The organism is Megasphaera cerevisiae DSM 20462, from assembly GCF_001045675.1.
In the GTDB taxonomy this organism is placed as follows: Bacteria; Bacillota; Negativicutes; order Veillonellales; family Megasphaeraceae; genus Megasphaera; species Megasphaera cerevisiae.
Genome location: NZ_LEKT01000193.1, coordinates 1 through 537, shown reverse-complemented (window position 1 = coordinate 537; position 537 = coordinate 1). Strand labels below are relative to the sequence as shown.

Here is a 537-nt window from a genome sequence, read left to right as displayed (position 1 = left end):
TTGCTGGTTCTGACGTATTACCATCTTTATCAGTAGACGTTACTGGTAATGTTTCTCCACCTTTTAAGTCTTCGTTAGTTGGAATATTGATGACATAATTACCATTATTATCTGTTGTGCCAGTTGCCGTTGTACCATCTGGGAACGTCACTGTTACTGTTGAGCCTGGTTCCGCTTTACCTGTGATTGTTTTATCTTCACTTGTTACCGGATTGATTGTCGGTACAGTTGGCACTGTTGTGTCTGTCACTACTGTTGTTGCTGGTTCTGACGTATTGCCATCTTTGTCAGTCGCTGTGACTGGTAATGTTTCGCCACCTTTTAGGTCTTCATTAGATGGAATATCGATCACATAGTTACCGTTTTCATCTGTTTTACCAGTCGCTGTTGTGCCATCTGGGAATGTTACCGTCACTGTTGAGTTTGGCTCTGCTTCACCTGTGATTTGTGTATCATCACTTGTTACTGGGTTGATTGTCGGTACAGACGGTGCTGTTGTGTCCGTTACTACTGTTGTTGTTGGTTGTGATTCATTAC

The 537-nt window shown here is 42.5% G+C and carries 1 protein-coding gene; it reads right to left on the bottom strand.

Going from position 1 to position 537, the window contains the following annotated elements; genetic code table 11:
* Positions 1 to 537: Ig-like domain-containing protein (locus AB840_RS15705; protein ID WP_048515738.1), on the bottom strand; the 537-nt coding region annotated here is incomplete at both ends.